The sequence below is a fragment of the Maribacter litoralis genome, from assembly GCF_003075045.1.
Lineage (GTDB): Bacteria > Bacteroidota > Bacteroidia > Flavobacteriales > Flavobacteriaceae > Maribacter > Maribacter litoralis.
On the sequence record NZ_QCZD01000003.1, the window covers coordinates 458,393 to 483,400 of the forward strand.

The window sequence follows — 25,008 nt, forward strand, 5'->3', positions numbered from 1 at the left end:
TTTACAAAAGTAAAAAGGTGCCCTTAGAGCACCTTTTATATTTTAGTATTTTACATACAACTATTGTAGCGTTGCAGGGTAATTCGTAGGGTAATCGCCGACGTTCAATAAATTGCCCGATGCTTCAAAATTAGAACCGTAAGTTGCATCTATTGCTTTCATAAACTCATTTGCCAACAAAGCGTAACCCCTAGCTGTTGGATGTATACCATCTAAAGAAAACGCACTACCTGTAACCAAACTAGAAGTTAAGGTAAAATCACCACTTGTAATTCCGCCATTAGCTAATTGATTTAATAACCCGTTGGCATCGACCAATGCCAAACCAGCTTGATTCGCCGTTGTCTCGATTATTTGATTAAATGCCGCCGTAGCTACCGCTATTTCTTCTTGCTCACTTGGTATCAATACCCATTTGTCTTCTAACGGCAATGAAATTCCTTCAACAGAAAACTGACCTGCCAATGCCTGAGGTAAGCCTGCAGCCATAAGAGCAGCAACCGATTCTGTATTTACCGTACCTATAATAGATGAACTTGGCAATACAAATAAATCATCTGCAGTAGCTTCTCTGGTTTGACCATATGTGCTACCCAACAAACCTGCAACCAAAGGTGCCGCTTCAACCGGCAAGCCAAACGATTGAACAAATGCTGGAAATGTAGGACTCGCTGCTAACACACCCGCAATCTCAGCAGACAAATCAACCAACGTTTCATCTCTGATCACCACTTCACTAGCTGCAGTTTCAGAAAACTCTATTGATCTTTCTGGCACACCTAAAAAAGCGTACACCTGATTCAACTGTCCAAAAATACCATTTAAGGTCGCAATCTGATCTCCAAAATCCGGATTTGTAGGATCCAAAGGATTATGAGGCACGGTTGTAAAATGAGGTACATCGGTAACATTAGGTATGTTGGCCACAACTCCTTGCGCTCCACCTGCAGTCAAAGTAGCTATTAAAGCTCCATAACTCCCATCAAAACCTTGACCTGGAGCACCTGACACCGGTGTTATTGGATCTGTACCATCTCCACCAGTGGTGGCATATCCTAAAACATCATTATTTCCTATCCACAATGAGAAAAAACTAGGTGACTGACTTACTGCCATTTCCAACACGCTAATATCTGGCGTTGTACCGGTCATTCTTACAAAATATGGATTTGCCAAACCTAATTGAACATTAGCTATATTACCATAGCCTGGCGCCAATAAATGAAAACTTTTTGCACCAGGAACACCTAAATTATTAAAAGGACCTGTTGGATTATTCAAGGCGATATCCGTTGTAACAGTTACATCACCAATCAAGGACTCTAAAGAAACCGGACCTGCTCCCCCAAAGACCAATCTTGGATCTTGAATTCTTGTTCCAGCCAAAGCAAGGCCACCAATATTGTCGTTGGTCAAAGGTTGCGTAAAACTACCTCCACCCGCAAGACTAAATTTCTGCGATAATAAATTAGGCATAGAATATGTTTGACTTGCCTGAAACAATGCTCCATCGGTAAAACCTGCTGTTAACGAGTTCCCTAAAGAAACATAGTTAGAAAAATCTGCCGATCCAGCGGTTAACGCCGGAAGTTCTTCAGCCATTACTTCTGGCTCAAGGTCTACATCTTCAGGATCATTACAAGCCGTAAAAGCCAAGACACCCAAAGAAATATATAAATATTTTAAGTTTTTCATTTCAACTTTTGATTTTAATTAGTTGTTAATAGTCCAAGATAAGTAGTACATAGATCCAATAAGTCCTGTTCCGAACGCAGTATTATATTCTTTACCCGTAAGGTTTGTACCCCCTAATTTGAATGCAGATTTAATACTTGGAACCTCATAGCTGATTTGCGCATCAACTACATGAAACTCTGGTATAACACCATTTCCAAAAGTAGCTTCCCAGAAATAATCATCACTAAATCTGTACGATACATTAAATCCGAAATTTTCGAAAAGCTCTTTATTACCAAAAGAAGCCTTGAATTTGTGTTCTGGAGTGTTGAAGTTCAACATGACATCTGGGTTGGCATCACGATCGAAATCCAATTTCGTAAACGTATAACTACCCCCTAAATCAAAATTGCCCAAAATCTTTACATCAAGACCTAAAGATGCTCCGTAAGAATTAACATTGGCATCGGTATTTGTATAAGTACTATATGCCTGGAAATCTCCATTCGCTATTGCCGCCACAGAAAGACCGCCGTCACCAACTTCTCCATAGTAAGGAGCAACTACCACTTCTTGTGAGATGAAATCTTCATAGCTGTTATAATATGTACTAAAATCTATAACTAACTTATCGACCTTACCTCTGTACCCAATTTCAAAAGATGTTACTTTTTCTGGCTTTACCAAATCTGGATTAGCAACCTCAAGTACAGATGGGTCCCCTGTTTCAGCCAATGCCGTTGCAGAAGCAGCAGAATACGAATTATTATAAGGCGCAGCACCTGTCTGAGTAACTGACGAAGGCTGACCTAACAACTGACCTGATGCACTTACATCGAAATCTCTTGAATACTGCTCTAAATTATCGGGTGCAGACCCTACCAAAATTGCCCTACCAGCATCCAATCCAATAAAAAGATCTTGAGTAGTTGGGTTTCTAAAACCTGTTTGAGCAGACGCTCTAATGTTATGATTTCTGTTCAACGTATAACCTGCAGATAATCTTGGAGAGTAAAAACCATCAAAAAATTCTGATTTATCATATCTAATAGACCCTGTTAATTTTAAACTTTTTTCTCCGGCCATAGGCAATGTCTTTTGAACCTGAGAGTAAATTCCAAATTCGGAATAATCAATAGGACCGTCTTCTTCAGAGTCTGTATAAATAGTACCTAAGGAATTTAAACTATATTCTCTAAACGACCCCCCAACTTGAATTTCTGCCCAATCAATTAAATGACTGAAGTTATAATTACCATCTGCATGATAATATTTAGACTGATCGTAAAACTGTGATCCAACACTTAAATCTGGATCTTTTATCACCCTATTAAAAGCTGCTTCGAATTCTGGAGTACCCGGCAATAATCTTCCAGACTCTGCTTGTGCCCTTGCTGCAGCATGTGCCTGTTGGTCAGTAGCACCTGCCAAAGTAGCCTGTACATATGCCCCAGTATATTCACCAAACCAAGTATTATCATCTTTCCAAGATCTGTTGATGTTAATACCCGTAAACACCATATCATATGAGTCACCGGCCTTATCGCCAACCACGTAACCTCTTACAAAAAAGTTGTCATTTTTGATTTCTAATTTATGTTGTTCTTGAAAGAAACCAGCAATATTATACCTATTAGTACCTTGATATATTGTATTTCCCGTTCCAACTTTACCTACATAAGAAATCTCTAAACTATTATCTTCGATCGGTCTATAATACAAACCCCAATCGGCTTTAATACTTTCTGCATTATAATTGGTAAGATCACTTTCGTTATATCCTGTTCTACTAACAATTTCTGAAGGCACCAATGCATTTGCACCAGAAGGCAAAACACCAAGACCTTCAAGAGTTAAAGCAACCTCCTTTATATTCGTAGAAACCTCATCTCCATATACATTGACACCATCATAGTTCAAGTTATCCCTTGTACCACCAGTGACAATCTTATCATCGGTATTATTAGCTGCCCAATCCGTTCCTTTTAAGTAACCGAAATTAACCTTTGCAGCAAATTTATCACTGAATTTATGAGCCGCTCTAATACCAAAATCGGTATATGAATTATCACCTGCAGCTTTTTGAGATGTTATACCCTGTTTAATAGAAACACTTATACCCTCATAATCAAAAGGACTTTTACTACGCATGAACAAAATACCATTAAAGGCATTGGCTCCATAAAGTGCAGATGATGCACCTGGCAACAATTCAACACTTAAAACATCTGGCTCAATTAAACCTACCAAATTACCAATAGGGAAATTCAATGCCGGTGTTGAGTTATCCATACCATCTACAAGTTGCATAAAACGCGTATTGGCGAAAGACGCAAAACCTCTTGTATTTACAGATTTAAAAGTTAAACTGTTTGTATTTACATCAACCCCTTTTAAGTTTTCAAGTCCACCGTAAAAATCTGCGGCAGTAGAATTCTTAATTTCAGATATACCAATACGCTCTACCGTAACCGGCGATTCAAAAATACGTTCTGGAGTTCTTGATGCAGAAATTACCACCTCATCTAAAAAGGTTTGTGATTCATTTAAAATTACAGTAATAGTTTGGTTGGCACTCGTAATATCTTCTGTGCTACTGGTATATCCAATACTAGACACTTCTATTTTAAATGGAGGCACTTCTGACGTTGCCAAATTAAAATTACCATCAAAATCTGTTACTGTTCCAATCGTTTTGCCAACAATTACAATATTGGCCCCGGGGATAGGCACGTTGTCTTGATCAACAACATTACCACTGATATTGGTCTGGGAATACCCTACAGTACCCATAATCATCAATGCTAAAAGTAGTATTGCTCTCATTCTTAATTAAAGTTTAAAATTAGTTGTGGGTTAAGATACAGATTATTTCATACCAATAATAGTAATTTGAAAAAAATTATGCATGCATAGTATTATTTTAATAATTTTACCCCTCTTTTGTTGGTAAAACCATAATTAACTTTTTGTTTACAATTGACTAAAACTCAATCTAGTCAATAAAAAATAAGTTACAGTACGAATAAAAAAAAGGGCATGATTAAGATCATACCCCTTTTGATAATTATATTAATATTTTTAATTATTCCACCGTTACAGATTTCGCAAGGTTTCTAGGTTGGTCTACATTACAACCTCTCATTACCGCAATATGGTACGAGAGCAATTGCAAAGGTATTGTAGTCAATAATGGCGTCAAACTTTCTAAAGTCTCCGGCACCTCTATTACGTGATCTGCCAACTCTTTTACCTGTTCGTCCCCTTCAGTAACAATTGCTATAATTTTACCTTTTCTAGATTTAATTTCTTGGATATTGCTTACCACTTTTTCATAATGTCCTTTTTTTGTAGCAATTACAAAAACTGGCATATGTTCATCGATAAGTGCAATTGGACCATGCTTCATTTCCGCTGCCGGATATCCTTCAGCATGAATGTAACTGATTTCTTTTAATTTAAGCGCTCCTTCTAGTGCCACAGGAAAATTATACCCTCTTCCTAAGTAAAGACAATTAGTTGAATCTTTATAGACATCCGATATAATTTCAATTAATGTATTGGATTCCAAAGATTTTTCAACCTTACTTGGTATAGTTTCCAATTCAGTTAAATACTCATGGTACTTAGATTCTGAAAAAATGCCTTTTGCCTTAGCCAATTTTAGAGCCATTAAAGTCAATACAGTAATTTGAGTAGTAAACGCCTTTGTTGAGGCAACCCCAATCTCTGGTCCGGCATGTGTATAGGCTCCGGCATTTGTTTCCCTTGCAATAGATGAACCTACCACATTACAAACACCAAATACAAATGCACCTTTTTCTTTAGCCAATTTGATTGCCGCTAAAGTATCTGCAGTTTCACCAGATTGTGAAATTGCAATTAATACATCTTTATCTGTAATAACAGGATTTCGATACCTGAACTCTGAAGCATACTCTACTTCTACAGGAATTCTTGCTAAATCTTCAAATATATACTCTGCCACCAAACCTGCATGCCAAGATGTACCACAAGCAACAATAATAATTCTATTGGCATTTAAGAACTTTTCCATATTAAGGTCAATTCCCGCCATTCTAATTAAACCTTGGTCTGCCAACAAACGCCCCCTATACGTATCTTTTATAGCTCTAGGTTGCTCATAAATCTCTTTTAACATAAAGTGATCATAACCACCTTTCTCAATTTCTTCAAGATTCATTTGAAGCTCTAGAATTCTTGGATACGCAACTGCATCATCCTTAATTTTTCTAAGCTTTATTTCTTTTCCTAGTCTAATAATGGCCATTTCCTCATCTTCAAGGTAAACGGCGTTATTAGTAAACTCAATAAACGGAGAAGCATCCGATGCTATAAAAAATTCTTTTTCACCAACACCAATAGCTAAAGGACTACCCAACTTAGCCACTACAATCTCATCTGGCTTATTTTTATCAAATACTGCAATTGCATATGCGCCAACAACTTGGTTAAGTGCTATTTGAACCGCTTTACCAAGTTTAACATCTTCGGTTTTCTTAACCTCCTCAATTAGATTAATTAATACTTCTGTATCGGTATCAGACTGAAAGGTATAACCACGTTTGGTCAACTCTTGTTTTATGGATTCATAATTTTCAATGATACCATTATGAATTATTACTAGATCACCTGAATTGGAATAATGCGGGTGTGAGTTAACATCATTTGGAACACCATGTGTTGCCCAACGTGTATGACCAATACCGATAGTACCAGCCTGAGAAATACTCTTTGCCTTATTCTTTAAGTCTTCTACCTTACCTTTTGTTTTGGAAAGATTTATCTGATTACCATCATACAATGCAATTCCTGCACTATCATAACCTCGGTATTCTAATCTTTGAAGTCCTTTTATTATTATAGGAAAAGCTTCCCTATGTCCTATGTAACCAACAATTCCGCACATATTACTTTCTATTTGAGTATTTTATATTGAATTCTAATTGTCGCAAAACTAATTAATTACACCATTAGAATTTAATTATTTAGTTTAAACAACGATAATTATGTATAAGTGGTATGTAGACAGCTAAATTAATTTCAATAAATGTAGAAACACTTACTAATTTGCTTGTGTATAAAAAATTTCCAGTTTTAATCTTTTATCAAAATTTGGATCAGTGGCTTCTAAATTACTACCGTAAAGAATAGTCCCTAATGGTGTTACCGTTGAAGTTATTGGCAATTCTTCTTCACCATTTGCAACTTTTGCATCTGATATATTCCAATTTTGGATATTTGTAGCTAAAGTTAAACCTAATGTAGCGTTTGTAGAATCCCTAACGACCATATCGTTGATATGATCGGTGATTTTTACCGAATAACGTACACCTTTACCATTGGTCTTTTCTATAACGCCACCATAATTTGGGTAAAAAGCAAACAGATTAGGAGTACCCGCTTCAGCCAAAGCAACATCTGTCGATGTATCGATTAAAGGGAATTTGTTTTTAGCGTTGTACAAATAAAGTCTTGGCGGCTCTAATGTACTACCTGCAGCATCCAATTGATCTCTGTCAATATAGAACACCAAATTTGCTTCGTTAATTACCCAATCTTCACTTCTTATTTGTTCAAGAATATTTTCACCACCATCTTCTTCAAACAAATTAATTTCCGCATATGTACCAGGACCCCCTTTAACATATATTCTTGCTGCATTTTCATCGTTATCCAAAGCCTGCAATATCTGCGGTCCGTAATTTTCAGTAATTAAAGTATTTACAGCGTTTCCAGAAATTACACCAGTCGATGTATTTTGAGTTAAAAATGAAAAAGTAAAATCTCTTTCTAAAATATTATTTGGGTTATCGTCACTAGTATCATCTATGGTACCATTGGTATCATAGTTTGTGTAACTATACGTCATGGTAATATTTGAACTTCTTAAATCGAACATGAAAAGTACATCGTTACCATCACCATCTACTATAGAGAAATGAAGACCACGAATAAATTCAGTAAAATTAGATTGACTGATCAATTCTGAACTACCTTCCTTATCCAAAATATTTTCCTGAAAAAAATCATTGTCCAATGCTACTCTAATTCCTGGTGGCAACTTGGTATTTGTTTGCGCTTCATCTACATCTTCTGTAGATTCATCATCTTCATTCTGAATTAAAATTTCCTCATCGATGATTTCTACATCACCCTGAAACAAAGGATCACCTGTAACAAAATCTGGTGAAAACACTTGATTAGAATAATATTGTTGTGCTTCTTGAAAACTGGCATTTGGATCTAAATCTCTTAAGAAGAAGGTTGATCGCTCAACCTTTAAATTAAATTTTGGTAATGGAGATTTAGCTACATCATCATAATTAACTCCGTTAATATAAATACTATCCAACTCCACCTTTTCAGCAAAATTGTTAGCAAATATAGTGGCGCCGTCTGTATCATTTAGACCATCACGATCAGCATCCACACTTGTATCATCTAAAGGATCTGTATTCGATGCGGTTTCTATAATGTTCGAAACCCCATCGCCATCGTTATCATTATCACTATTCTCTGGCTCGGCATCGTACTCATCGGCAACACCATCTCCATCAGTATCCAACGAATTCGTTAAAAATGGAATATAAAGATATACCTCTTTTACCGTCTCATTTTCCTGAACTGTGGTTATAGCCTCATCTGTAGTACCCGCCCTATCTTCCTTATCTTGAGAAAAACTCCCAAAAGTAGGATTTGCTGTACTAAGAAAAAATTGCGAAGTTACAGACGCCTCGGTTTTGCCATAAATTGGGTCATTATACGTACCCAATTGATAAACAGCCAACTTATTGGTCTGTACCGCTTCTATGTTTTTATTATAAGCAAAGACATCATAGACCTCTTTACCAGTAGCAAAAGGCTCATTCCCAACTACACCAGTACCTACAGTTGTTAAATCTTGCTCACAAGAAACTAAAAAAACCAACATCAAAAACAATCCCAAAAATTTGGGGATAGCGGACTTAGCAATAAAATTCATGCAGATTATTTTAAAACTTCGGTGTTATAAAAATTTGCATACGCCTCTTCAAACTCTTGAACAGGTACATATGGCAACACGGGTTTTTCTTGGTTGGTAATATGGCTCTCTAATTCTTCTGGAATATCCTCAGAAGCTAAAATTACAGCATCGGAATAATCAACAGCTACCTTTAACAAATTATTATAAGTTGGCTCGCCTAAAGAAGCAATTTCTTCTTCTGGTATACCATCAAAAGAAATTCTTTTGATCATGTCCTTATCCAAAGCCCCTTCAAAAGTTTTACCGTAAACCGACAAAACAATTTTACTGTCACCAAAAAGCGGCTCATCAGCATAGTATTTCTTCAAATACAATGGAAGCAAGCTAGCCATCCAACCATGAACATGAATAATGTCTGGTGACCAATTCAATTTTTTTACAGTTTCCATAACACCTTTTGCAAAAAATATTGCACGTTGGTCGTTATCTGGAAAAAGGTTTCCCTGCTTGTCTGTAAAAGTGGCTTTACGCTTAAAGTACTCTTCGTTGTCAATAAAGTAAACTTGTATTCTTTCTTTTGGAATAGAAGCCACTTTAATAATCAATGGCATATCCATATCATTAATGACCAAATTCATTCCAGAAAGTCTAATTACTTCATGTAATTGATGTCTTCTTTCATTAATGTTTCCATATCTAGGCATGAAAATTCTAATCTGGCCACCATTACTGTTGACCATTCTAGGTGCTTCATAAGACATTAAGGAAACTTCGTTTTCGGGTAAGTAAGGAACTAATTCAGAAGATACAAACAATATCTTTTTACCATTCATAAAGGTTATATTTTATTTTTCACTGGAACGTAACCGCAAAATTACAAAAAATATAGAGATTAGCAGTAATTATAGTAAGTTTGCTCGCTAATGCAATTTTCAATGCAGGTAATTAAGACCAAAAAAGTACTTACAGAAAAACTGAACGAACTTGGTAGCAGCCTAAACCTAGGTCTTGTGCCAACTATGGGAGCCCTTCATCAAGGACATGCATCGTTGATAAAAAAAGCGGTTTCTGAAAATGACAAGGTGGTTGTCAGTATTTTTGTAAACCCTACGCAGTTCAACAACTTAGAGGACTTGAACAAATACCCAAAAACATTAGATGCAGATTTACTTTTGATTTCTGAAATTTCAGAAGACATTATAGTATTTACTCCCGAAGTTTCTGAAATATATCCTGAAACCGTTATTCCAAAAATTTATGATTTTGAAGGACTGGACAAGGTGATGGAAGGTGAATTTAGAGACGACCATTTTAATGGTGTAGGTACAATTGTTGAAGAATTACTAATAGTGGTACACCCAACAAAAGCATATTTTGGCGAAAAAGACTTTCAACAATTTCGTATTATCCAGAAACTTACTGAAATAAGACAAATACCTGTTGAAATAATTGGTTGTGAAATTGTAAGAGAAGACCACGGTTTAGCCATGAGTTCTAGAAACGAAAGGTTAAGTAAAGAAATACGACAAAAAGCTGCGTTCATTTATGAGACATTAAAGACTGCCAAAAATAAATTTGGCACGGATAATGTACTGAATATTAAAGACTGGGTAGTTAACGAGTTTAAAAAAACAAACGATTTTGAGCTTGAATATTTCGACATTACCGATGTTGAAACCTTAACACCAGTAACTGATAAAATAAATAATATAAAATACAGGGCGTTTATTGCCGTTTACGTAGAGAACGTACGTTTAATAGATAACATAGCCTTAAATTAGTACAAGTTATGCAAGTAGAAGTAGTTAAATCTAAAATACATCGTGTAAAGGTTACCGGTGCCGATCTTAATTACGTTGGTAGTATTACTATTGACGAAGATTTAATGGATGCCGCTAATTTTATTCGTGGTGAAAAGGTTCAAATTGTCAACAATAATAACGGTGAAAGACTAGAAACATATATTATACCGGGTCCTAGAAAAAGTGGTGAAATAACCTTAAACGGTGCTGCGGCCAGAAAAGTTGCCGTAGGAGATGTTTTAATTTTAATTTCTTATACTTGGATGGATATTGAAGAGGCAAAGAAATTTAACCCTTCTTTAGTTTTCCCTAACGAAGCAAACAACCTATTGACCTAAAGTTGACCAATACACTGAAAAAGAATCTTAAAATTATACTCCCAATAGCCTTGGGAGTTTTTTTAGTTTGGTATTCTTACAACTCCACTACACCCGAAGATAGAAAGGAAATTATCTTTTACATTAAGGAAGCAAATCCGTTATATGTATTTTTATCTGTATTACTAGGTATACTCGGTCACGTGTCTAGAGCCATAAGGTGGAACTACCTTTTAGAACCACTTGGCTACAGACCCAAGCTCATAAACAACATTTTAATCATTCTAACTTCATATTTTGCTAATCTAGGTATTCCAAGAACTGGAGAAATACTAAGGGCAACGGCATTATCCACGTATGAAAACGTTCCGTTTGAAAAAGGTTTTGGCACCATTGTAACCGAAAGGGTTATTGATGTAATTATGCTTCTATTGGTAGTAACCCTGGCTTTTTTACTTCAGACAGATATAATTATGGGCATACTACAAGAACGTGGTTTTAATGTTACCGGACTTCTTTTTTTGGCATTGGGTGGTATCGCTTTATTATTCGTTTGTATTTTTATCATCAAGAGATCTAAAAGTGAATTTGCCAATAAAATAAAAACCTTTGTAAAAGGACTTCTTGACGGAGTATTCAGCATTTTTAAAATGAAAAATAAATGGCTGTTCATTTTACACACTTTTTTCATTTGGGGATGCTATATCGGTATGCTTTGGATAATAAAATTTACCGTTCCAGAAACCATTTCACTTTCCATAAGCCAACTTTTGGTAGCCTTTGTTGCAGGGGCTTTTGCGATGGCCACAACTAACGGTGGTATAGGGCTTTACCCTATTGCCGTAAGCAGTGCTTTGGCAATCTTTGGTATTAGCTCTGTATCGGGTGATGCCTTTGGATGGATAATTTGGATCGCACAGACTTTAATGATAGTTGTTTTTGGTGCAATATCTTTTCTGCTATTACCGTTATTGAACAGAAGCAAGTAGTTTACTTACATCTAATCAATAACCCCTTATGCGTAATCTATCTTTTATTTTCGCACTCTTATTTGGCTTAACCTCCTATGCGCAAGTAACACAAGAAATTTTCGAATCGTTTAAACTTCAAGAACGTAGAGATGTTCATTATTATTTTCCAGAGAATTTAGACGAAACCAAAAAATACCCAATAATCATAGTACTTGATGGCGAGTATCTATTCGAGCAAGTTGTAGTTACCTCTAAATTTTATAGTAGATTTCATGGTATGCCCCAAAGTATAGTTGTAGGTATTGACCAAAGCAAAAACGATCTTAGATATGAAGATTGTGCTTTTGATCCAGAAAGTGGTTTACCTACTGAGAAAGGCAAAAGTTTTTATGAGTTTATTGGTATGGAACTTATACCTTACCTAGACCTTAATTACAGTACAGCGCCTTTTAAGATGATCGTAGGGTATGACCTTACTGCGAACTTCATAAACTACTGGCTGTTTAAAGACAATTCTATTTTTGATGGCTATGTAAGTATTTCACCTACACTTGCCCCAGAAATGGAAAGTAGGGTACCCATGCGACTGGGTGCTTTTGACAATCAAATTTTTTACCAACTTATTGTTGAAGGGGAAGCAAGTAATGACAAGCAGAGAATATTGACTATGCACAATGATATTAAATCTATAGAAAAAGAGTCTTTACATTATTTCTTTGATGAGTATACAAATGCTGACCATATCTCTGTAGCGACTTACGGTATAGGCAAAGCCTTTGACAATATCTTTGGCATGTTTAAGCCCATAAGCCCTAAGGAATATAAAACACAGATTCTTACCAGTGAAGAACCTGTTTACAATTATTTAGAGAATAAATACCAAGGTATTGTTGATATGTTTGGCTTTAGCAAACCGGTTGAATTGAATGACATTATGGCAATTTATGCTGCCTCTAGAAAAAAAGAAGATTTTGAATCGTTAAAACCTTTATCCGACCTCTGTAAAAAAGAATACCCCGAGACTATGCTTGGTTTTTATTTTGAAGCAGAGTACTATGAACAACTTGGCGAACCTAAAAAAGCATTAAGAACATTTGAAAAGTCTTTTCAAATGAAAGAAATAGATTTTTTAACTAAAGAAATGGCCCTTGAAAAAATGGACGCACTAAAAGCCGATTTCGGCTTTTAAACAGAATTAATAAACGGCTACTCCCAAATTAGCCTAACCTACTTAATTATGATTAAAATTGACGCAATGTACTTCGTGTTCTCCGGAGTACTCTTTACCTATTTTGGATTAAAAGGAGAATTTAATCTAGCCTATAACGGCATTGCCCTTTTTATGGCATGGGCATCATTTTTTCTCGCCTTTAGCGCTTTTAAAAAAGAAAGGTCGAGTAAAAATTAATTCTAAATTTCATTCTAGAATTTACTCCTCGCAAACTTCTTGCTACCTTTAGCCTCTTTTTAAACGCTAAAGATGGCCAAAACAAAAACTGCCTTTTTTTGTCAAAATTGTGGTACCCAATATGCCAAATGGGTCGGGCAGTGTTCTGCTTGCAAACAATGGAATACCGTAGTTGAAGAGGTTGTTCAAAAAGAGGAAAAATCAAGTTGGAAAACTCCGTCTCAGACCGCAAAACGCGTATCAAAACCACTTTTGGTCAACGAGATCAGCATTGAAAAAGAAGTTCGCCTAAATACTTTTGACCTTGAATTCAACAGGGTTCTTGGTGGCGGTTTGGTACCTGGAGCTTTGGTTTTACTAGGTGGTGAACCAGGTGTAGGCAAGAGTACCCTATTACTTCAAATTGCATTAAAACTACCCTATAAAACATTATATGTTTCAGGTGAAGAAAGTCAAAAGCAAATTAAAATGCGGGCCGATAGAATTCAACCAAATAGTGAAACATGCTTTATTCTAACCGAAACAAAGACGCAAAATATATTTAAACAGATTGAAGCCACCGAACCGGATATCGTTGTTATCGATTCTATACAAACGCTTCATTCCGATTATATCGAGTCTGCTGCGGGAAGTATTTCTCAAATAAGGGAATGTACCGCAGAACTTATAAAATTTGCGAAAGAGACCAATACCCCAGTAATTCTTATTGGGCACATCACCAAAGATGGGTCTATTGCAGGACCAAAAATATTGGAGCATATGGTAGACACCGTACTTCAGTTTGAAGGCGACCGTAATTATGTATATCGCCTTCTACGATCATTAAAAAATAGATTTGGATCTACCTCAGAACTTGGCATTTACGAAATGCAAGGTAGTGGTTTACGAGAAGTCAATAACCCATCTGAAGTATTGATTTCCAAAAGTGATAACGGATTAAGTGGTACCGCTATAGCCTCTACCGTTGAAGGAATGCGACCCTTACTCATAGAAATTCAAGCCTTGGTAAGTACCGCGGTCTATGGCACACCTCAACGTTCTACTACTGGCTACAATGCAAAACGTTTGAACATGCTATTGGCCGTTTTAGAAAAACGAGCGGGTTTTAAATTAGGAGCTAAAGATGTATTCTTGAATATTACTGGTGGAATTTCAGTTGACGATCCAGCAATTGATTTGGCTGTAATCGCTGCAATTTTATCAAGCAATGAAGACATACCAATCGATAAAGGCATTTGTTTTGCTGCAGAAGTTGGTCTTGCCGGCGAAATCAGACCTGTACAAAGGGTTGAACAACGTATTCTTGAAGCTGAAAAATTAGGCTACGATACTATTATCATTTCAAAAAATAATAAAATAGGTCTTAAATCCACCAAAATAAGAATACTGTTGGCTTCTAAAATTGAAGAAGTTGCCGGTAACTTATTTGGTTAGCGCTTATCTCTCATTATTCTGGCCAAAACCATAATTATAACGATTACCACAACAACAAGAACAATTTGTCCGAACCCGATTTTAAGAAGAACTAAATTTTCCATTTATGGTGCAGGGTTTGGTATGGAATTATGTATAGCTTCTATGCCTTTAAGTACATCATTGGACAGCTCAACGTCTATACTTCCAATATTTTCTTCCAATTGTCTCAAATTCGTTGCACCAATAATAGTACTCGTTACAAAAGGTCTAGTATTTACAAAAGCCAATGCCATTTGTGCCAAAGTCAGGTCGTTTACCTGGGCTAGTTCATAATACCTTTTGGTAGCCTCAACAGCCGTATCGCCAATATATCTATTATACTGAGGAAATAAACTTAGCCTTGAACCTTCTGGCATTCTATCGCCTAAATATTTGCCGCTTAACGCACCAAAGCCCATAGGTGAATATGCTAGCAATCCTACTTGTTCTCTCATGGCTATTTCAGACATACCAACTTCAAATAGTCTATTCAACAAACTATATGGATTTTGAACTGTAATTGTTCTGGGCAAAGTTCCGTGAACTTTACTTTCTTCCAAAAAACGCATAGTGCCCCAAGGAGTTTCATTTGAAATCCCTACGTGTTTAATTTTGCCTTCTCTAATTAAGTCGCGCATGGTTTCCAGAACTTGATGAATATTATCTTCCCAATGATCTGAGATGTCATGCTTATACCCTCTTTGTCCAAAATAATTGGTACTACGGTCTGGCCAATGTAATTGGTACAAGTCAATATAATCTGTTTGCAATCTAGCCAAACTTCCTTCAACCGCATCTATAATTGATTCCCTTGTAAAGCCTGTAGAACGTATGAACTTTGTCATTTCTGCCTTTCCAGCAATTTTAGAGGCTAAAACAATATTCTCCCTATTTCCATTCTTTTTAAACCAATTTCCAATAACCTTTTCGGTATCGGCATACCTATCTTTATGTGCAGGTACCGGATACAACTCGGCAGTATCTAAAAAATTAATTCCTTTATCTAACGCAAAATTTATTTGCTCATGACCTTCTTCTTCGGTATTCTGGTTTCCCCAGGTCATGGTTCCTAAACAAATTTTACTTACTTCAATTTCAGTGTGCGGTAATTTGGTATAGATCATTCAACTCTTTTAATGGCTTTCAACAACTACAAAACTACTAAATATAATCAGGGTTAAGGCACCTATATGCTCAACTATCTAACTCAATTAAAATTGGGCAATGATCACTATGTTTTGCCTCTGATAATATTACTGACCGCAACAACCTGTCTTTTAATGAAGAAGCTACCATTGCATAATCTAATCGCCAACCTTTATTATTATTTCTGGCATTTGCCCTATAACTCCACCATGTATAATTATCTGGCTCAGAATTAAACTCCCTAAAACTATCTATAAAACCACTGTCTATAAAATCCCCTATCCATTCTCTCTCAACTGGTAAAAAGCCAGAAACATTTTTAAGTCCTACAGGGTTATGTATATCTCTAGCTTCATGACATATATTATAATCCCCGAGCACTATTAAATTTGGATTTGTTTTCCGAAGGTCATCAACATATGTCTTAAAATCTGCCATATACATCAACTTATGCTCTAATCTTTGAATGTTTGTTCCTGAAGGCAAATACATGCTCATAATGGAAATATCGCCAAAATCAGCTCTTATATTTCTACCCTCAAAATCCATATATTCTATACCGGTACCTAATACAACAGCATCGGGCTTTGTTTTTGAAAGAATTGCAACCCCACTATACCCTTTCTTTTGCGCACTATACCAATAATTGTATTTATAGCCAGCTTCTTCAAACAAAGTAAGATCCAGCTGTTCTTCATTTGCCTTTATTTCCTGAAGACACACAACATCTGGTGACACAGTCACCAACCAATCCAAAAACCCTTTTCTTATTGCCGCCCTAATACCATTTACGTTATAGGATATGATTTTCATCTATCTAAATTTTAGCCTAAAAATAAAAAAGAGTTAAGGATTAAAGGTGCATACTTTCTTATAAAATCATAATTTCACAACTTTAAAAGAAATTACTTAAGCCAATTCTATTTAATAAAAATTTATTCATGTACAAGTTCTTCTTTACGACTCTTTTGATAATTACAACAACTTCTTCTTTTGCACAAGCTTATTATAATGACGACAACAGTCATGAGGTTAAATTGAACATTGGTCAGTTTTTAGTGACCACTACGGTTGAAATGGGTTATGAATATTATCTAAATGAAGATACCAGTATTGGAGGTACTATTTATTTTGATGGAAAATCTACAGATTACAATGGCAACTTCGGTATTGGTCCCAATTTAAGGGCTTACTTTGGTTTTGAACCCAAAAGCGGACTTTTTGCAGAAGTATTCGGACTATACTACACTGGGGAAGATGATGATGATTCTGACAATTTAGGCAACAGAAACTATGACTATTCTACAGTTGCCCTTGGACTTGGAGGTGGCTATAAATGGGCTACTAGAAGTCAAAAATTCACGATTGAAATAAACGGAGGTTTGGGTAGAAATATTAATCCAGAAGATTTCCAAGATGACTTTATGTTCAGAGCGGGATTATCTTTAGGTTTCCGGTTTTAATGGGTACTTTTGAGATTTAATCTCTTATGAAAAAGACGCTTTTTTGCTTTCTATCCGTTCTCATATCACCCTTAATAGCCCTGACACAGGTAACTACAGAAAATGACAGCATTACCCGTTTAAACGAAGTCATTGTCATAGACACCTTAACTGCTAAAAATGCTATTGGCATTGTTCCTTCACAAATTATAGGTACAACGACTTTCTCTAACTATAGTTCTGTTGATTTTATAAGTTCATTAAATCAAGTTTCGGGACTTTATGCGTTATCAGGAGCTTTAAACACCAATAGAATTACCATAAGAGGGGTTGGATCACGAACTTTATACGGTACCGATAAATTAAGGTTATACTACAATAACATTCCTATCACAAACGGAACAGGATCATCTACCATTGAAGCTTTTGATCTAGAAAACCTTACTTCTGTTGAAGTCATTAAAGGACCTAAAGGAACAGGGTTTGGCACCAATCTAGGCGGCGCCATAATATTGAACACAAAACAGTTAAGTGACCAACCCACCAAATTAACCAATAACACTACCATTGGTTCTTACGGATTGTTTAAAAATAGTTTAGGCTTCACCCATGCACAAGATAATTTCTATATGACATTTCAATATGGACATATGGAAATTGACGGCTATCGTGAAAACAACAGGTTTGAACGTGACGGATATCTTTTAAATACCATCTTTAAACTTTCTAAAAAAAGCGAACTAGGGCTATTGGTAAATCATATAGATTATTCTGCCCAGATAGCAAGTTCAATAAATGAAGAAGATTTTAATGAAGATCCCACCCAAGCCGCATTTACATGGAAAGCTTCACAAGGCTATGAGGACAACAACTATAGTCTTATTGGGTTATCTCATACCTACCATGCCAGTTCAAACCTCAAAAACACCACTAGTTTATTCTACACCTATTTAGATCATTATGAACCAGCCCCTTTTAATATTCTAGATGAATATACCAATGGTTATGGCTTAAGAACATTATTTTCAGGAAATTTAGATATTTTGAAAAATTCTATATTTTATACTTTTGGTGGTGAACTTTATAAGGACGAATACAATTGGCAAACATTTGAAAACCTTTATGAAGAAAATGATGGCAACGGTAGTTTGGAAGGAGATAAATTATCTCAAAACAAAGAATTTAGACATCAGTTCAATGGGTTTGCCACCGCATCTTACTCATTTACACCTCAGCTAACCGCTCAATTAGGCCTCAATATAAATAAAACGCAATATGATTTTAGAGACCTGTTCAACTTGGGCGAGTCTAACACCAGTGCAAATAGGGATTTCAAAGCTTTGTTTTTACCTAGTTTAGATATCAACTATACACTATCTCCTACTAACCAATTATATGCCAATATCAGTCGCGGATTTTCCAATCCTAGCTTAGAGGAAACCCTAACGCCTGATGGTATTATCAATCCGGATATTGTACAGGAAACCGGCACAAATTACGAACTAGGTATTGAGCACAAGGGTAAGGATAATAGGCATAAATTCAATATTGCCCTATATGTTATGCCAATTAAAAATTTATTGGTGGCCAAACGTGTCGGCGATAATCAGTATATAGGTCGAAATGCAGGAAAGACCAAGCACCAAGGTATCGATTTTGACTGGAGTTACAAGTTCAATGTTACCGATAAGATAAAACTTTCACCTTTCATCAGCTACACCTACAGCAATCATAAATTCATTGATTTTATAGATGATGAAGCTAACGAAGACTATTCTGATAATGACTTAACGGGAGTACCAAAAAACAAGATAAATTCAGGAATACGAACTAATTTTGGAAATGGACTCTTTTTACGTATTACCCATCAATTTGTGGATGAAATTCCACTTACGGATGCAAATTCATTGTACAGCGATTCTTTTAACCTACTGAACTTTAAGCTAGGTTACAAGAACCAAATATCAGAACAACTACGAGTAGGATTGGATTTTGGAATCAATAATATTACCGATACTAGATATGCACAATCGGTACTGATAAACGCAAGTGGATTTGGAGGAAATGCCCCAAGGTATTTCTACCCCGGGAACAATATCAATTATTATGGCGGTGTAAAAATAAACTACACCCTTTAACTATTCCATTTTTTTCAACCAGGTCTTCATATCTACAGCATCGTGAATAATACCGTTTAACGAAGAAATTGCAACACGTTCTTGCTCCATAGAATCTCTATGTCTAATGGTTACCGTTTGATCTTCTAATGTTTGGTGATCTACAGTGATGCAGAAAGGAGTTCCATTAGCATCTTGTCTTCTGTAACGTCTACCTACCGCGTCTTTTTCATCATAGGTTACATTAAAATCCCATTTAAGGTCATCTACTATTTTATGCGCCACTTCTGGCAAACCATCTTTTTTGACCAATGGTAAAATAGCAGCTTTTACAGGCGCTAATACTGCAGGTAACTTTAAAACTGTTCTAGTGGTATTATTTTCCAATTCTTCTTCTTGTAATGAATTGGAGAAAACCGCCAAGAACATTCTGTCTAGACCAATTGATGTCTCAAGTACATAAGGAACATAATTTCTATTTACCTCATGATCAAAATACTGTAATTTTTTACCTGAGAATTTCTCATGACTTCCCAAATCAAAATCTGTTCGTGAGTGAATACCCTCTAACTCCTTAAAACCGAAAGGAAAACGGAATTCAATATCTGAAGCAGCATCTGCATAGTGAGCTAGTTTTTCATGGTCATGAAAACGATAATTATCTTGCCCTAATCCAAGAGATAAGTGCCATTTCATTCTTTTTTCTTTCCAGGTTTCATACCACTCTTTTTGAGTTCCTGGCTGAATAAAGAATTGCATTTCCATCTGCTCAAATTCACGCATTCTAAAAATAAACTGTCTTGCTACAATTTCGTTTCTAAACGCTTTACCGGTTTGAGCTATACCAAATGGTAATTTCATACGGCCGGATTTTTGTACGTTCAAGAAATTGACAAAAATACCTTGGGCGGTTTCAGGTCTAAGAAATAAGTCCATCGCACTTTCTGCATTGGCCCCTAACTTAGTACCGAACATTAAATTGAATTGCTTTACATCTGTCCAGTTTTTAGATCCAGACATTGGGCAAGCTATATCCAACTCTTCAATTAGTGCTTTTACATCGGCTAAATCTTCATTCTGTAAAGATTTACCCAATCTACTTAAAATTGATTTGCCCTGTTCTTGATAATCAACAACACGTTGATTGGTTTGCAAGAATTTTTCTTTATTGAAAGCCTCTCCAAATCGTTTTTGAGCTTTTTTGACCTCTTTTTCAATTTTAGCATCAATTTTGGCTACATAATCTTCAACCAAAACGTCTGCTCTATATCTCTTTTTAGAATCTTTATTATCTATTAATGGGTCGTTAAAAGCATCTATATGCCCAGATGCCTTCCAAGTTAACGGATGCATAAAAATTGCAGCATCTAGCCCAACAATATTATCGTTAAGCTGAACCATGGCTTTCCACCAATAGTCACGTATGTTTTTCTTAAGTTCAACACCGTTCTGACCGTAATCATATACAGCACTTAACCCATCATAAATTTCACTAGATTGGAATACATAACCGTATTCCTTTGCGTGAGAAATTACACGCTTAAAATCATCTTCTTGCTTTGCCATGCGGCAAAAATAGGATAATAGCCTAAAAAAATAATAATTATTTCAATTGAAATTCTGAAGAAGTGATCAATCGTTCGTCTTCAAAGACATTTATAGTGTAGTTACCTTCAATTAAAGAGCCTTCGGGAATGGTAATGGATTCACATATAGGCGTCTCCAATCCTGTAAAAACAAACTCTACTCTTTTACTATATATGTTACCGTTGACCGTTATGGTATTGGCATTATCTTCAATTATCTGTTTATTAGGATCAAGAAACTGAAAGTAAATAATCTTTTCACTATTTGCTTCGCTCTCATCTGCCATAACGGTAACACAACCCCTTAACTTCTCAATGATAGAAGCTTTGTTCGTTTTGGTCGGCCTTGTACCCCTTATTAATCTAAAACCACTACCTTCTGCATTAGACAGTTTTAAATAGCTTTTGGTTTTCAATTTTTGATTGAGTTCCAAAATTTTTCTTCTTTGTAAAGCCTCTGCCTCTGCCAACGAATTACTGTTCGCCCTAAGCTTTTCAATTTGCTTACGAGACTCATCGTATTTATCTGTAAGTAGCATGTTATTATAGCGAAGAAAATTATTCTTTAAGATTAAGCTATCATTCTTGGATTCTAACCTACGCAATTCTGTTTTGAACTCTCGTAATTTTTGTACGGTAAAATTTAATCTTCCCACAGAATCCAAAAGCTCCTGAACTTTAAATTTAGAATCTTGTAATTCTATTTCGTTCATTTCACTTTTTGCAGACAAACGATCTACATCTGCTTTCATAATAGTAAGATCCCTTACCAAAATCTCTTTTTCTTGCTCTAAAAAGTCTATTTGAGCATTTGACTGGGCGTAGCTATAGTAGAATGCAATTAACAATGCTATAATTACTGCAGTGAATGCAGCAAGCATTATTTTAAAATTGAATTTATTATCTTGACTGTCCATTTAATAAGCGGGCTGTAGGTTAAGTAATCTGTAAAGTTTGATGCAAAACAGAATTTCAAATATACTAAAGGATGTTACCAACATACTGTTACCCATATCATGTTTTGGATGTAATGCACGATTATATAGAGGAGAGGTTCTTCTCTGCACATCTTGCCGACATCAATTACCTCTTACCGAGTATACTTTTAACGAAGAAAATGCCGTTGACCGTATTTTTTATGGTCGAATTAACATAATAAAAGCAAATTCATTCTTATTCTTTACCGAAATTGGAATTGTCAAAAACCTAATACATCATTTGAAATATAAAAATCAAGAGGGTATTGGTAATTTTTTAGGAGATTGGCACGGTCAAATCTTAAAAGAACAAGGAGACTTATTGCATATTGATTACGTAATTCCGGTTCCTTTGCACCGTAAAAAATTAAAGAAACGAGGTTATAATCAAGTAGCTCTTTTTGCCAAACAGATCGCTACGCATATTAACGCTGATTATGCAGACGATATACTCGTAAAAACAGCAAATACTAAAACACAGACAAAGAAAAACAGATTAAATAGATGGTACGACAATAGGTCGTTATACGAGATTAAAAATCATGAACTTTTGATCAATAAAAATATATTATTAGTTGATGATGTAATTACTACCGGTGCAACTATGGAAATTTGCGCCAATACCTTTAGTGACATCGAAGGAGTAAACATTTATATTTCAAGTATGGCAGTTGTTCCTAAGAAATAGTTTTCTATAAATTATGTTGTTTCTTTGCGGTCAATAAGTACACTAATGAGCAGAAAAATTTTAGGTTTTATATTTGTTTTCATTATCATATTGGTATCATACCAATGTGCACAGCGCGGAAACCCAACCGGCGGACCAAAAGATGTTACCCCACCTGAACTAACAAGGGCAGAACCGCCTAATATGACTACCAATTTTAAAGGTCAAAAAATTCGACTTTATTTCAATGAACTGGTGAAACTAAATGATATACAAAAACAACTTATTATATCTCCTCCGTTAAAAAATTCGCCAGTGCTTTCCCCTATTGGTAATGCCAATAAATATGTAGAAATCACCATTAAGGATACTTTAGAACCAAACACCACCTATACCCTGAATTTTGGACAAGGTATTGTGGATAATAACGAAGAAAACCCGAAATCTTTCTTTACATATGTTTTCTCCACCGGAGACTATATAGATTCGTTAGAGCTTAAAGGGGTAGTAAAAGATGCTTTCAACAAAAAAGCAGACGATTTTATCAGTGTAATGCTATATAAAATTGACACTAGTTATACCGATTCTACTATTTACAAAAGCCCCCCAAACTATATTACCAATACGCTTGATAGTGCCGTAATTTTTAATCTTAAAAATTTAAAGGAAGGAAAATATGCCTTATTCGGGGTAAAGGATGTGGCAAACAACAATGTATTTGACCAAAAAACAGATAAAATAGCCTTTGTAAGAGACACGATTAATTTACCCACAGATTCAATTTATTTATTGACTCTCTTTAAGGAAATTCCCGACTATAGTGTTGCCGTACCAAGTATGGAAGCCAGTAATAAAATTAGTTTTGGTTATTACGGTGAAGGTTCTGACATCGTTATCAACACGCTAACAGAAATACCGGATACAGTTAGAACAAAAATAACCAAGGATAGGGAGAAAGACACCTTAAATTTTTGGTTTACGCCTTATGAGATGGATTCGTTAATGTTTACACTTACCAATGAAAAATTAAAAGTACAAGATACTTTTAAAGTAAAAAGTAGAAAGGTAGCATTCGATTCTTTGAAAATTTCAATGAGTCAAAACGGCAATATTGAATTTGACCAACCTATTAACCTCTTAAGCAATACACCATTAGTAAGTTTTGATAGTACCAAAATAAAATTAATGGATAAAGATTCTATAGAAATAGCCTATAAAGTAAAACTAGACACCTTAGAAAGCTTATTGAATTTTGACTTTAAAATAGACCCTGATCAAAGTTATAGAATGGAATTGATACCAGGGGCAGTAACCGATTTTTTTGAAACCACAAATGACTCGGTTGCATTTTCCTTTAAAACAAAGGGGCTTGCAGATTATGGAAACTTAACCCTTAATCTAAACGGCAATTCTATAGTTTACCCTATAATTGTTCAGCTCACCAATGAAAAAGGAGAGTTACAACGTGAAATTTATTCTACAGAACTACAAGAATATCATTTTGACAACCTTAATCCCGGTAAATATCAAGCGCGTGTTATTTATGATATGAACGGAAATGGAAAGTGGGATACTGGTAGCTTATTGAAAAAAAGACAACCGGAAAAAATAAGCTATTATCCTAATTTAATAGAACTAAGGGCAAATTGGGAAAAAATTGAAACCTTTAATTTAATAGAGTAAACTGATCCCTATCGTCTAAAAATCTTAGGTTATTTCTTATTTTATCCACCTCAGACTTATCAACTTTTACAATTATGATTTCCTCTTTTTCAGAAAATGATTTAAGCTCACCTAAAGGGTTGTAAACACTGGAATGACCAGGATAGTGATGTCCAACAGCATCAGTACCGATACGGTTTACACCAATACAGTATACCATATTTTCAATAGCTCTTGCCTTTAACAGACCATCCCAAGCAGCAATTCTTTTTGCTGGCCAATTAGCCGTGTATAACAAAATATCAAAATTTTCGGTATTTCTGCTCCAAACAGGAAAACGAAGATCATAACATATTAAAGGGCAAATTAAAAAACCTTTATACTCAACCACCAACCTATCTGTACCTGCCGAATACTTTTCATTTTCACCTGCCAATGTAAAAGTGTGTCTCTTATCATACGTTAAATAATCACCCTCTGGTTTAACAAAGAAAAGCCGGTTATAATGGCTGCCATTTTCTTTAAATACAATGCTACCGACAATGGCACTATTTTTTAAAGTTGCCATTTCCTGCATCCAACGTAAAGTAATTTCACCTTCTTCCTTTTCAATATTATCTGGAGACATGGTAAAGCCCGTTGAAAACATTTCAGGCAGTACTATGATATCGACATCTTCGGCAATCTGCTCAAATTTATTACTGAACACCTGCCTATTGGCACCTGGGTTTTCCCAATGCAGCAATGATTGTACCATTGCTATTTTTAAACTATCACCTGTACTTTCCATACC

At 35.5% G+C, this 25,008-nt stretch carries 20 protein-coding genes; 10 read left to right on the top strand and 10 right to left on the bottom strand.

Going from position 1 to position 25,008, the window contains the following annotated elements:
• Window positions 1–60 precede the first annotated feature (60 nt).
• From DCS95_RS13495 to DCS95_RS13515, 5 genes are all read right to left on the bottom strand, one after another.
• Window positions 61–1,695 (bottom strand): SGNH/GDSL hydrolase family protein, encoded by a 1,635-nt coding sequence (locus tag DCS95_RS13495; protein WP_116771312.1) that lies wholly within the window; start codon window positions 1,693–1,695, stop codon window positions 61–63.
• A gap of 18 nt (window positions 1,696–1,713) precedes the next feature.
• A complete protein-coding gene (locus DCS95_RS13500; RefSeq protein ID WP_116771313.1) occupies window positions 1,714–4,503 on the bottom strand; it encodes a TonB-dependent receptor in 2,790 nt (929 codons plus the stop codon).
• Window positions 4,504–4,762: 259 nt separating this feature from the next.
• Window positions 4,763–6,607 carry a glutamine--fructose-6-phosphate transaminase (isomerizing) gene (glmS, locus tag DCS95_RS13505; RefSeq protein ID WP_116771314.1) on the bottom strand — a complete coding sequence of 615 codons (1,845 nt, stop codon included), beginning with the start codon at window positions 6,605–6,607 and terminating at the stop codon, window positions 4,763–4,765.
• 156 nt (window positions 6,608–6,763) lie between these two features.
• On the bottom strand, window positions 6,764–8,683 hold the full coding sequence (locus tag DCS95_RS13510) for a DUF4270 domain-containing protein (RefSeq protein ID WP_116771315.1): 1,920 nt from the start codon (window positions 8,681–8,683) through the stop codon (window positions 6,764–6,766).
• Between the two features lie 5 nt (window positions 8,684–8,688).
• A complete protein-coding gene (locus DCS95_RS13515) occupies window positions 8,689–9,498 on the bottom strand; it encodes a glycogen/starch synthase (protein WP_071340570.1) in 810 nt (269 codons plus the stop codon).
• A 102-nt stretch (window positions 9,499–9,600) separates the two neighbouring features.
• Here DCS95_RS13515 and panC point away from each other — a divergent pair, with 102 nt between their 5' ends.
• The 6 genes from panC to radA all read left to right on the top strand — a co-directional run bounded on the left by panC (window position 9,601) and on the right by radA (window position 14,597).
• On the top strand, window positions 9,601–10,446 hold the full coding sequence (gene panC, locus DCS95_RS13520; RefSeq protein WP_116771316.1) for a pantoate--beta-alanine ligase: 846 nt from the start codon (window positions 9,601–9,603) through the stop codon (window positions 10,444–10,446).
• Between the two features lie 8 nt (window positions 10,447–10,454).
• A complete protein-coding gene (panD, locus tag DCS95_RS13525) occupies window positions 10,455–10,805 on the top strand; it encodes an aspartate 1-decarboxylase (protein ID WP_071340572.1) in 351 nt (116 codons plus the stop codon).
• Window positions 10,806–10,807: 2 nt separating this feature from the next.
• On the top strand, window positions 10,808–11,773 hold the full coding sequence (locus DCS95_RS13530) for a lysylphosphatidylglycerol synthase transmembrane domain-containing protein (protein WP_116771317.1): 966 nt from the start codon (window positions 10,808–10,810) through the stop codon (window positions 11,771–11,773).
• A gap of 28 nt (window positions 11,774–11,801) precedes the next feature.
• Window positions 11,802–12,944 (top strand): alpha/beta hydrolase, encoded by a 1,143-nt coding sequence (locus DCS95_RS13535; RefSeq protein WP_116771318.1) that lies wholly within the window; start codon window positions 11,802–11,804, stop codon window positions 12,942–12,944.
• Window positions 12,945–12,992: 48 nt separating this feature from the next.
• A complete protein-coding gene (locus tag DCS95_RS20265; RefSeq protein WP_157490896.1) occupies window positions 12,993–13,163 on the top strand; it encodes a hypothetical protein in 171 nt (56 codons plus the stop codon).
• Window positions 13,164–13,235: 72 nt separating this feature from the next.
• A complete protein-coding gene (gene radA / locus DCS95_RS13540) occupies window positions 13,236–14,597 on the top strand; it encodes a DNA repair protein RadA (RefSeq protein ID WP_116771319.1) in 1,362 nt (453 codons plus the stop codon).
• A 104-nt stretch (window positions 14,598–14,701) separates the two neighbouring features.
• Here radA and DCS95_RS13545 read toward each other — a convergent pair whose 3' ends face one another.
• Both DCS95_RS13545 and DCS95_RS13550 read right to left on the bottom strand, forming a co-directional pair.
• Window positions 14,702–15,742 (bottom strand): aldo/keto reductase, encoded by a 1,041-nt coding sequence (locus DCS95_RS13545; RefSeq protein WP_116771320.1) that lies wholly within the window; start codon window positions 15,740–15,742, stop codon window positions 14,702–14,704.
• A gap of 70 nt (window positions 15,743–15,812) precedes the next feature.
• Window positions 15,813–16,577, bottom strand: coding sequence for an exodeoxyribonuclease III (locus DCS95_RS13550; RefSeq protein ID WP_116771321.1), 765 nt, complete (start codon window positions 16,575–16,577; stop codon window positions 15,813–15,815).
• Window positions 16,578–16,705: 128 nt separating this feature from the next.
• Between DCS95_RS13550 and DCS95_RS13555 the strand changes: the two genes are divergently transcribed.
• On the top strand, window positions 16,706–17,227 hold the full coding sequence (locus DCS95_RS13555) for a DUF3575 domain-containing protein (RefSeq protein WP_116771322.1): 522 nt from the start codon (window positions 16,706–16,708) through the stop codon (window positions 17,225–17,227).
• Window positions 17,228–17,253: 26 nt separating this feature from the next.
• The gene (locus tag DCS95_RS13560; RefSeq protein WP_116771323.1) at window positions 17,254–19,344 is read left to right on the top strand and encodes a TonB-dependent receptor; all 2,091 of its coding nucleotides are present in this window, start codon (window positions 17,254–17,256) and stop codon (window positions 19,342–19,344) included.
• Here DCS95_RS13560 and DCS95_RS13565 read toward each other — a convergent pair whose 3' ends face one another.
• Window positions 19,345–20,889 (bottom strand): glycine--tRNA ligase, encoded by a 1,545-nt coding sequence (locus tag DCS95_RS13565; protein ID WP_116771324.1) that lies wholly within the window; start codon window positions 20,887–20,889, stop codon window positions 19,345–19,347.
• Window positions 20,890–20,926: 37 nt separating this feature from the next.
• Complete coding sequence (locus DCS95_RS13570; protein ID WP_116771325.1) at window positions 20,927–21,826, bottom strand: coiled-coil domain-containing protein; 900 nt, start codon at window positions 21,824–21,826, stop codon at window positions 20,927–20,929.
• A gap of 40 nt (window positions 21,827–21,866) precedes the next feature.
• Here DCS95_RS13570 and DCS95_RS13575 point away from each other — a divergent pair, with 40 nt between their 5' ends.
• Both DCS95_RS13575 and DCS95_RS13580 read left to right on the top strand, forming a co-directional pair.
• Window positions 21,867–22,574, top strand: coding sequence for a ComF family protein (locus DCS95_RS13575; RefSeq protein WP_116771326.1), 708 nt, complete (start codon window positions 21,867–21,869; stop codon window positions 22,572–22,574).
• 45 nt (window positions 22,575–22,619) lie between these two features.
• A complete protein-coding gene (locus DCS95_RS13580) occupies window positions 22,620–24,236 on the top strand; it encodes an Ig-like domain-containing domain (RefSeq protein ID WP_116771327.1) in 1,617 nt (538 codons plus the stop codon).
• Here DCS95_RS13580 and DCS95_RS13585 read toward each other — a convergent pair.
• On the bottom strand, window positions 24,220–25,005 hold the full coding sequence (locus tag DCS95_RS13585; RefSeq protein ID WP_116771328.1) for a nitrilase family protein: 786 nt from the start codon (window positions 25,003–25,005) through the stop codon (window positions 24,220–24,222). The two genes, DCS95_RS13580 and DCS95_RS13585, sit on opposite strands and share 17 nt — an antisense overlap.
• Window positions 25,006–25,008: the final 3 nt, after the last annotated feature.

What these genes read in the sequence shown, in the direction of transcription:
- DCS95_RS13495 (WP_116771312.1), bottom strand. Translation starts at nt 1,695, where the DNA reads ATGAAAAACTTAAAATATTTATATATTTCTTTGGGTGTCTTGGCTTTT.
- DCS95_RS13500 (WP_116771313.1), bottom strand. Translation starts at nt 4,503, where the DNA reads ATGAGAGCAATACTACTTTTAGCATTGATGATTATGGGTACTGTAGGG.
- glmS (WP_116771314.1), bottom strand. Translation starts at nt 6,607, where the DNA reads ATGTGCGGAATTGTTGGTTACATAGGACATAGGGAAGCTTTTCCTATA.
- DCS95_RS13510 (WP_116771315.1), bottom strand. Translation starts at nt 8,683, where the DNA reads ATGAATTTTATTGCTAAGTCCGCTATCCCCAAATTTTTGGGATTGTTT.
- DCS95_RS13515 (WP_071340570.1), bottom strand. Translation starts at nt 9,498, where the DNA reads ATGAATGGTAAAAAGATATTGTTTGTATCTTCTGAATTAGTTCCTTAC.
- panC (WP_116771316.1), top strand. Translation starts at nt 9,601, where the DNA reads ATGCAGGTAATTAAGACCAAAAAAGTACTTACAGAAAAACTGAACGAA.
- panD (WP_071340572.1), top strand. Translation starts at nt 10,455, where the DNA reads ATGCAAGTAGAAGTAGTTAAATCTAAAATACATCGTGTAAAGGTTACC.
- DCS95_RS13535 (WP_116771318.1), top strand. Translation starts at nt 11,802, where the DNA reads ATGCGTAATCTATCTTTTATTTTCGCACTCTTATTTGGCTTAACCTCC.
- DCS95_RS20265 (WP_157490896.1), top strand. Translation starts at nt 12,993, where the DNA reads ATGATTAAAATTGACGCAATGTACTTCGTGTTCTCCGGAGTACTCTTT.
- radA (WP_116771319.1), top strand. Translation starts at nt 13,236, where the DNA reads ATGGCCAAAACAAAAACTGCCTTTTTTTGTCAAAATTGTGGTACCCAA.
- DCS95_RS13545 (WP_116771320.1), bottom strand. Translation starts at nt 15,742, where the DNA reads ATGATCTATACCAAATTACCGCACACTGAAATTGAAGTAAGTAAAATT.
- DCS95_RS13550 (WP_116771321.1), bottom strand. Translation starts at nt 16,577, where the DNA reads ATGAAAATCATATCCTATAACGTAAATGGTATTAGGGCGGCAATAAGA.
- DCS95_RS13555 (WP_116771322.1), top strand. Translation starts at nt 16,706, where the DNA reads ATGTACAAGTTCTTCTTTACGACTCTTTTGATAATTACAACAACTTCT.
- DCS95_RS13560 (WP_116771323.1), top strand. Translation starts at nt 17,254, where the DNA reads ATGAAAAAGACGCTTTTTTGCTTTCTATCCGTTCTCATATCACCCTTA.
- DCS95_RS13565 (WP_116771324.1), bottom strand. Translation starts at nt 20,889, where the DNA reads ATGGCAAAGCAAGAAGATGATTTTAAGCGTGTAATTTCTCACGCAAAG.
- DCS95_RS13570 (WP_116771325.1), bottom strand. Translation starts at nt 21,826, where the DNA reads ATGGACAGTCAAGATAATAAATTCAATTTTAAAATAATGCTTGCTGCA.
- DCS95_RS13575 (WP_116771326.1), top strand. Translation starts at nt 21,867, where the DNA reads ATGCAAAACAGAATTTCAAATATACTAAAGGATGTTACCAACATACTG.
- DCS95_RS13580 (WP_116771327.1), top strand. Translation starts at nt 22,620, where the DNA reads ATGAGCAGAAAAATTTTAGGTTTTATATTTGTTTTCATTATCATATTG.
- DCS95_RS13585 (WP_116771328.1), bottom strand. Translation starts at nt 25,005, where the DNA reads ATGGAAAGTACAGGTGATAGTTTAAAAATAGCAATGGTACAATCATTG.